The sequence below is a fragment of the Arthrobacter sp. GCM10027362 genome (genome assembly GCF_042679445.1).
In the GTDB taxonomy this organism is placed as follows: Bacteria; Actinomycetota; Actinomycetes; order Actinomycetales; family Micrococcaceae; genus Crystallibacter.
Genome location: NZ_JBHTML010000188.1, coordinates 1 through 7,343, shown reverse-complemented (window position 1 = coordinate 7,343; position 7,343 = coordinate 1). Strand labels below are relative to the sequence as shown.

Here is a 7,343-nt window from a genome sequence, read left to right as displayed (position 1 = left end):
TGGCGGCGGCCCAGCCGGCCGGCCACGCACCGGACAGGCCCAGCAGCGCCGGCACCGCCGTCGTCGTCGGGCCGGTGAGCAGCGCCGCCCAGCCGGTAAAGGCCGTCAGGGACGTCTTGCCGAGGGCCAGAAGCAGGAAGAACAGGAACCACAAGGCGGCCCAGCTCAACCACAGCACGGCCAGCAGCGGGTCCGCGGGCAGGCTGCCGGCACTGTAGACCAGCGCCAGCACGGCCACCAGCCCGCAGAACCAGCCCAGCCCGGCCGAACCGAGGCCCAGCAGGGCGTCCAGGCCCACGTACAGGTAGGTGAGGCCAAAGAGGAAGACGCCGCTGACGCCCAGCAACACCGCAGGGTCGCCATCGGCGGCCACGGCGGACAGTACCGCCAGCACCAGCTGGACGGCACCGATCAGCAGGTTAAAGACGCCGGAATCCCGGCCCTGGATGCGTCCGAGCAGGCCGAGCCCGTTGATCAGCAGGACGGCGCCGGAGAGGATCAGGCAAATGAAAGACATGGACATTCCCGGAAATCAGGGACGCCGCAGATACGGCGCCGTGCTTGCCCCGGAGCTGCTGCGCCGTGGCCGGATCATCATCTGGGGCACCCCGCCACGGAAGGAGGGTTGCCGTCCAACAAGCCAGGGCTTCGCGTTGGAACTCTTGATCTGACCAAGAGCGTAGGACCGGGCCGGCAGGCGTTCAAGGTTTGTGACCCCGGGAGACTTTATGTGGCGTTCCGGTTGTCACAATGACGACACGCTGCGGACGTAGGATTCTTCTTAGAGCGGGGCGGCAGGGTCCCTGCGTGGCGCAGAGTGGGGCGCGAGGCTCCCGCTGTGGCGGCGAAGCCGACACTGCGGGAGCCCCCACTCTCAGCGGCACGAAAGGGCCTGCCCGCTCGCCAATCTTCCCCACCCCCCGAGAGGCCCCCATGAGCATGCCCGGAAGGTCGTCAGCGTTCCACTGGAACATCCACGGCGACGGCAAGACCATCACCCCCGGTTCGGTAGTGGCCCCGCAGGAGCGGTTGAGCTGGCCGCGGACCATCGGCATCGGCGCCCAGCACGTAGTGGCCATGTTCGGCGCGACCTTCCTGGTGCCGCTGCTGACCGGTTTCCCGCCGGCCACCACGCTGCTCTTTTCCGGCGTGGGGACCATCCTGTTCCTGATCATCACCGCGGGCAGGATCCCCAGCTACCTCGGCTCCAGCTTCGCATTCATCGCCCCGGTCGGGGCGGCGATGAACCAGCACGGCATGGGCGGGGCGCTCGGCGGACTGATCATGGCCGGCGCCGTGCTCTTCCTGGTCGGCCTGGTGGTCCACAAGGCCGGGGCGCACTGGATCCAGGCGGTCATGCCGCCGGTGGTCACCGGCGCCATCGTGGCACTGATCGGCCTGAACCTGGCGCCTGCGGCCAAGGCGAACTTCGAGAAAGGCGCGGTCACCGGGCTGGTCACGGTGACGGCCATCCTGCTGGCCACGGTGCTGTTCCGCGGCCTGCTCGGCCGGCTGTCCATCCTGGTCGGCGTGCTGGCCGGCTACCTGACCGCGGTGCTGCGCGGCGAGGTGGACTTTTCGGCCATCGGCAATGCTGCGTGGGTCGGCCTGCCGCCGTTCCAGCTGCCCTCCTTCCACCTCTCCGTGGCCGGGCTGTTCGTGCCGGTGGTGCTGGTGCTGGTGGCGGAGAACATCGGGCACGTAAAGTCCGTGGCCGCCATGACCGGGCAGAACCTGGACCCGTACGCCGGACGCGCACTGATGGCGGACGGACTGGCCACCGTACTGGCCGGCACCGGCGGCGGTTCGGGCACCACCACCTACGCGGAAAACATCGGCGTCATGGCTGCCTCCAAGGTCTACTCCACCGCCGCCTACTGGGTGGCCGGCACCATCGCGGTGCTGCTGAGCCTGTTCCCGAAGTTCGGCGCCCTGATCGCCACCGTGCCGCCGGGGGTGCTCGGCGGCGCCGGCGTAGTGCTGTACGGCATGATCGGCATCCTGGGCGTGCGCATCTGGGTGCAGAACCGGGTGAACTTCGGCAATCCGATCAACCTCTCGGTCGCCGGCGTGGCCCTGGTGGTGGCGATCGCCAACTTCACCTGGGCCGTGGGCGAGCTGCGCTTCGAAGGCATCGCCCTGGGCACCGCCGCCGCGCTGGTGATCTACCACGGCATGAACCTGGTCGCCCGCTGGCGTGGCACCGAACCGCTGGACGCCGCCGAGGACCAGGGCGCCCAGCCCTCCAAGCTCGGCTGAGCCCCGGCTGGCATCCGGGGGCTGGCGCCTGCCGGCGGACCTGCGTAGCGTCGGTTAACGGCGAGGGCGGCCAGCCCCGAAGGCTCCGCGCCGCATCGATGCCAATCCAGTGCCAGTCCATTGCAAGGAGCCCGGGATGGCCGGATGGAATGCCGACACGGCGGCCGGGCCGCTGGGTGCCGGGACGGTGACCTCGGTGGAGGGATCGTCCTTCTGTATTTCCTCGGCGAACGGGGACATCCATCCCGAGCTGCCGCACGGTGTTTTCCATCAGGACACGCGCATCCTGTCCCGCTGGAACCTGACCGCCAACGGCCAGCCCGTGGAGCCGCTGGGGGGCCGAGACGAAGGAACCCTACCGGGCACCGTTTGCCCGCCGGCTGCCGGAGCTGTTCTGCGGCTTCAGCCGCGAACACTTCGACGAACCCGTGCCCTACCCGACGGCGTGCTCGCCGCAGACCTGGGCCGCCACCGCGCCGATCTTCCTGGTGAAGAACCTGATGCGCTACGACCCGCACGTTTCCCTCGGCGGCCTGTGGCTGGACCCGGTGCTCCCGGCGTAGCCGGATGGGTGCGGCCGTAGACTGGCCCGATCATTGCCGCTAGCGTTGCAGGCAGCGCGCCCCGGGGTCCGGTCCCGGGGCCACCCGCAGAGGAGGAAGCATGGCCAACCGCACCTACAGCGTCTCCGAAATCGTCGGCAGCTCCCCGGAGGGCGTGGATGCAGCCGTCAACAATGCCATCACTCAGGCCAACAAGACGCTGCGGAACCTGGACTGGTTCGAGGTCAAGGACATCCGCGGCCATCTGGTGGACGGTGCCGTCGCCGACTGGCAGGTGACCATCAAGCTCGGCTTCCGGATCGAGGAGTGATCGGGTAGCCGAAGCACAGCGCGGGCGGCCCGCGGCGGGAACCGGTTCAGGCACCTTCGAGTGCCTGCTGCGTGGCCAGGGCGAGGTATTCCGCCGGGTGCGCGAAGGCGTCCTGGGGTGTGCGGACCAGATCCAGCACGCTGGCCGCCGCCGCCACCCCCCGGGCGGCCAGTTCCTGCGGCGGCAGCGTAATGCTCCCTGCCACGACGACGGCGGGGACCCCGTGCGCCTGGGCCCGTTCGGCCACGCCGAGCGGTGCCTTGCCGCGCAGGGACTGCGCATCCAGCGCGCCCTCGCCGGTGATCACCAGGTCTGCCTCCGCAAGCGCCTCGTCCAACCCCACCAGCTCCGCGACCAGGTCGAAGCCGCGCTGCAGGCGGGCGTTGGTGAAGGCCAGGAATGCTGCGGGGAAGCCGCCGGCGGCGCCGGCGCCGGGGACGTCAACGTCGGATCCGGTCACGGCCTCCAGCAGCTCGGACCAGTGGTGCAGCGCCTCGTCGAGCAGGTTCCGGGCCGTGGCGTCCGCGCCCTTCTGCGCCCCGAAGACATGGGCGGCACCTTCCGGGCCCACCAGCGGATTGTCCACATCGGCGGCAATGCGCAGCGTGGCGGAGCGCAGCCGCTGGTCCAGCCCGGAATCCTCCGCCCAGCGGGCCGAGAGCAGCGCCGCGCCGCCGAGGGGCACCTCGGCTCCGCCGTCGTCGTACACCTTCAGGCCCAGCGCGCGCAGCGCACCGGAGCCGCCGTCGGTCATTGCCGATCCGCCGACGCCGAGCACAATCTCCGCGGCCCCGGCATCCAGGGCGGCGGCGATGAGCTCGCCACCGCCGTAGGAATGCGCCGCCAGGGCCGTCTGCACCGAGGGCTCCACCAGCATCAGCCCGCAGGCGCGGGCGATCTCGATCACCGCGGTCCGCCGGCCGGCCCGCTCCAGCAGGGCCCAGGACGCGGTCACATCCTTCTGCAACGGGCCGCTCACGCGCGCCGTGCGCTCCTCCGCGCCGGCGGCGAGCGCGGCCTCCAGGGTCCCCTCGCCGCCGTCGACCACCGGCAGCAGCCGGACCCTGGCATCCGGGTACACCCGCAGCACGCCCTGGGCCATGGCCGCGGCCGCCTCCGCGGCGGACAGGGTCCCCTTGAATTTGTCCGGGGCAACCAGCACCCTCACGGCTGCACCCGCTGGGGCCAGAAGCCGCGTTCCTGCATGGCTTCGGCCAGCAGGTCCGCCCGGTCCGTCATGATGCCGTCCACCCCCAAATCCAGCAGCCGGTCCATTTCCTGCCTTTCGTTGACGGTCCACACATGCACGGCCAGTCCCGCCCGGTGGCAGCGGCGCACGAAGGCCGGGGTCACCACCGGGTACCGGCGGTAGCTGACGGGCACCTGCACCGCCTGCATCCGCGCTGCCCGGCCGAGCGTGCGTGACAGGCCCAGCCGGCCCAGGGCGGCCAGCGCCGTCAGCGACACCACGCCCCCGGAACTGGCGGCGGGCCTGGACAAGGTCCGGAAGACCGCCAGCCGGCGCCGGTCCGAGAAGGAGGTCACGAGCACCCGGTCATGGGCCGAGTGGCGTTCGATCAGCTCCGCGAGCAGGGCCGATCCGGCCTTGTCCTTGACATCCACGTTGAGCTTGACGTCCGGCCACTCCGCGAGCAGTTCCTCCATCGTGGGAATGGGCTCGGCCCCGCCGATCCGCACCTGCCGCAGCTGCGCGGCGGTCCGGGCCGAGATGGGTCCGGTGGCGTCGGTGATCCGGTCCAGGGTGGCATCGTGGAAGACCATCAGCACGCCGTCGGCGCTGGAGCGCACGTCCGTCTCCAGATAGCAGTAGCCCATTTCGACGGCGGCGCGGAAGGCGGCCATGGAATTCTCCAGCCCGGCCGGCGAGAAACCGCGGTGGGCGAAGGCCGCCGGCGCCGGACCGGCCGGACCCGAAAGCGCATTGTCCAGGTAGGGCATGCGGGTGCTCACCTTCAGTACTCTACCGCCGGCGCCCCGTCCCGGAACGGGAGGCGGCCCAATCCCCTACAGCAGCGCGAGGCGGGTCTCGAGGATCTGCGCCACGCCGTCGTCCTCGAACGCCGGGGCCTGGAAGCGGGCGGCCTCGATTGCCCACGGGTGGCCGGACGCCATGGCGTAGCCGTGGCCGGCCCACTCCAGCATCTCAATGTCGTTGGGCATGTCCCCGAAGGCCACCACGTCCTCGGCGGCGATGTCCAGGGAGGCCGCATAGTCTGCCAGCGTGACGGCCTTGTTGATCCCGGGCCGGGCCATTTCCAGCAGCGGCACGCCGACCGCCGAGTGCGTTACCGCCACCAGGTGTGAAACCGCCGGCAGCACCTGGGCGAGGAAGGCATCCGGCTCCAGTTCCCCGCCGCGGGCCAGGAACTTCACCACCGAGTCCCCCGCCTCAAGGGATTCGTGCAGCGGCCGGGGCACAATCCCGCCCAGCAGCTCCACCGAACCGGATTCCACGAACCCGGGTTCCAGCTGGAAGCCCTCGGTGGTCTCGGCCGCAAAGGCCACGTGCGGATGCAGGCCCAGGATGATCTCGCGGGCCGCGAAGAGGTCCCGGTGCGGCACCGTCTGGGCCGAGAGCACGCGGTCCGCGGCCAGGTCGTACAGCACGGCGCCGTTGGAACAGATCACCACGCCCTCGTGTCCGATCTGCTCGCGCAGCGGAGCCAGCCAGCGCGGGGGCCTGCCGGTGACGAAGACAATCTGCACCCCGGCGTCCGCCGCGTCCCGGAAGGCACGCACGGTACGGGGGCTGATCCTCCCGTCGCGACCAATGATCGTGCCGTCCAGGTCGCTGGCAATCAAACGCATGGGTCCATTTTAGTCGGACCGTCAGGACCCCAGTTCGTCCCTGCTCGGCGGGTCGGCCCCGGCCCGGGAAACGGTGATGGCCGCGGCCCGGGTGGCGTACCCGAGCACCTCCTGCAGCTGCGCACGGCCGATATCCCGCAGCCGGTCCCGCCAGCCGGAGCCGGCCAGGCCGCGGTCCACCAGCGTGCCGATGAGGGCGGCCGTGAAGGAATCCCCGGCACCCACGGTGTCCACCACGTCCACGTCCGGGGTGCCCAGCTGGACCGTGCCGCACCGGGCCACCGCCCAGGGCCCGCCCGCCCCGCGCGTGACCACCACGATGGCCGGGCCCAGGGCCAGCCAGGCGCGCGCCGTCTCCTCGGCGGAGCGCTCCGGATGCAGCCAGCGCAGGTCCTCCTCGGAGGCACGGACCAGGTCGCTCAGCCGCACGAACCTTTCGGCCTGCCGGCGGGCGAATTCCCGGTCCGTGATCACCGTGGGCCGGCAGTTCGGGTCGTAGCTGATCAGCGAGCGCGGGTGGGCGTGTTCAACGGCAGCGAGCACGGCATGCGCGCCGGGCTCCAGCATGGCGGCCAAGGATCCGGTATGCAGCCAGGTGGTGCCGTCCAGCAGCCGGGGCAGGGCCTTGTCCAGCGGCGGCAGCTCCCAGAGCACGTCGAAACTGTAGTGGGCCGTGCCGGCCGCGTCCAGCCTGGCAATAGCCACGCTGGTGGGCTTCGCATCCGGTGACAGCGGGGTCAGCACCGCGTTGCGGCGCAGATAATGCGTGATCATCGCGCCGTAGTCGTCCCGGCCGTACCTGCCGACAAACTGGACCGGATGGCCAAGCCGGGCCAGGCCCACAGCCACGTTCATGGGGCTGCCGCCCACGTGGAGGCGCGGGGCGGAGGTGCCGCTCCTGACCACGTCCACCAGGGTTTCGCCGATAACAGTCAGCACAGAGCCAACCTAACAGAGCGCTTCCGGATCCGGCAGAGCCGGTTTCAGCCCAGCTCCGCGAGCACCTCCCGCACCGCGGCCATGGCGGCGGAGCCGGGATCGATCAGGGCGAAGTGGTCCCCGGGCACCAGGATGAGTTCGGCCCGTCCGCCCGCGGCCCGGGCCGCGGCCACGTAGGAGGCAGACAGTTGCACGGGTACCGTATCGTCCTCCACGCTGTGGAAGGCATAAACGGGCACGCCCAGCGGCAGGTGGCTCATCGGGTCGGCCAGCCGGTGCCGTTCCGGCTCCAGGTCCGGGCCGGCGCCCAGGAAATTGTCGACCGCGCCGTCGCTCAGGCCCAGCTCCCGAGCCCGGTGCAGGTCCAGCACGCCGGACTGGCTGAGCACCGCGTCCAGCCGCAGCAGGGGCGCGGTCCCGGGCGTGCCCGGCGGCAGCCGGTC

At 71.0% G+C, this 7,343-nt stretch carries 8 protein-coding genes, 2 pseudogenes and 1 riboswitch; of the genes and pseudogenes, 4 read left to right on the top strand and 6 right to left on the bottom strand.

From position 1 onward, the window contains the following. A partial coding sequence (locus ACFQ36_RS18960; protein ID WP_377016443.1) for an AmiS/UreI family transporter occupies window positions 1-517 on the bottom strand: 517 nt, incomplete at its 3' end. Between the two features lie 35 nt (window positions 518-552). Next, window positions 553-668, bottom strand: a riboswitch (SAM riboswitch). A 265-nt stretch (window positions 669-933) separates the two neighbouring features. On the opposite strand from ACFQ36_RS18960, the gene ACFQ36_RS18955 reads away from it, so the two are divergent. The 4 genes and pseudogenes from ACFQ36_RS18955 (at window position 934) to ACFQ36_RS18940 (ending at window position 3,132) form a co-directional block, all read left to right on the top strand. Next, window positions 934-2,259: a uracil-xanthine permease family protein gene (locus ACFQ36_RS18955; protein WP_377016441.1), complete on the top strand. Its 1,326-nt coding sequence runs from the start codon at window positions 934-936 to the stop codon at window positions 2,257-2,259. 136 nt (window positions 2,260-2,395) lie between these two features. Continuing rightward, window positions 2,396-2,641, top strand: a pseudogene (locus ACFQ36_RS18950) (glycogen debranching N-terminal domain-containing protein); the annotation flags it as partial. A 46-nt stretch (window positions 2,642-2,687) separates the two neighbouring features. After that, a complete protein-coding gene (locus ACFQ36_RS18945) occupies window positions 2,688-2,822 on the top strand; it encodes a hypothetical protein (RefSeq protein ID WP_377016445.1) in 135 nt (44 codons plus the stop codon). A 100-nt stretch (window positions 2,823-2,922) separates the two neighbouring features. Further along, window positions 2,923-3,132, top strand: coding sequence for a dodecin (locus ACFQ36_RS18940; RefSeq protein ID WP_377016439.1), 210 nt, complete (start codon window positions 2,923-2,925; stop codon window positions 3,130-3,132). Between the two features lie 46 nt (window positions 3,133-3,178). On the opposite strand, the gene ACFQ36_RS18935 is transcribed toward ACFQ36_RS18940, so the two are convergent. From ACFQ36_RS18935 to ACFQ36_RS18915, 5 genes and pseudogenes are all read right to left on the bottom strand, one after another. Continuing rightward, a complete protein-coding gene (locus tag ACFQ36_RS18935) occupies window positions 3,179-4,300 on the bottom strand; it encodes a glycerate kinase (RefSeq protein WP_377016437.1) in 1,122 nt (373 codons plus the stop codon). After that, window positions 4,297-5,091: a glycerophosphodiester phosphodiesterase gene (locus tag ACFQ36_RS18930; RefSeq protein WP_377016435.1), complete on the bottom strand. Its 795-nt coding sequence runs from the start codon at window positions 5,089-5,091 to the stop codon at window positions 4,297-4,299. Before ACFQ36_RS18930 ends, ACFQ36_RS18935 begins: the two co-directional genes overlap by 4 nt. A gap of 66 nt (window positions 5,092-5,157) precedes the next feature. Further along, window positions 5,158-5,961: an HAD family hydrolase gene (locus ACFQ36_RS18925; RefSeq protein ID WP_377016433.1), complete on the bottom strand. Its 804-nt coding sequence runs from the start codon at window positions 5,959-5,961 to the stop codon at window positions 5,158-5,160. Between the two features lie 21 nt (window positions 5,962-5,982). Further along, window positions 5,983-6,900, bottom strand: a complete 918-nt coding sequence (locus tag ACFQ36_RS18920; RefSeq protein ID WP_377016431.1) for a carbohydrate kinase — start codon at window positions 6,898-6,900, stop codon at window positions 5,983-5,985. A 44-nt stretch (window positions 6,901-6,944) separates the two neighbouring features. Further along, window positions 6,945-7,343 (bottom strand): annotated as a pseudogene (locus ACFQ36_RS18915) (alpha/beta hydrolase); the annotation flags it as partial.

Excerpts from the sequence above, each read along its gene's own strand:
- ACFQ36_RS18955 (WP_377016441.1), top strand. The coding sequence starts at position 934 with ATGAGCATGCCCGGAAGGTCGTCAGCGTTCCACTGGAACATCCACGGC.
- ACFQ36_RS18940 (WP_377016439.1), top strand. The coding sequence starts at position 2,923 with ATGGCCAACCGCACCTACAGCGTCTCCGAAATCGTCGGCAGCTCCCCG.
- ACFQ36_RS18930 (WP_377016435.1), bottom strand. The coding sequence starts at position 5,091 with ATGCCCTACCTGGACAATGCGCTTTCGGGTCCGGCCGGTCCGGCGCCG.
- ACFQ36_RS18925 (WP_377016433.1), bottom strand. The coding sequence starts at position 5,961 with ATGCGTTTGATTGCCAGCGACCTGGACGGCACGATCATTGGTCGCGAC.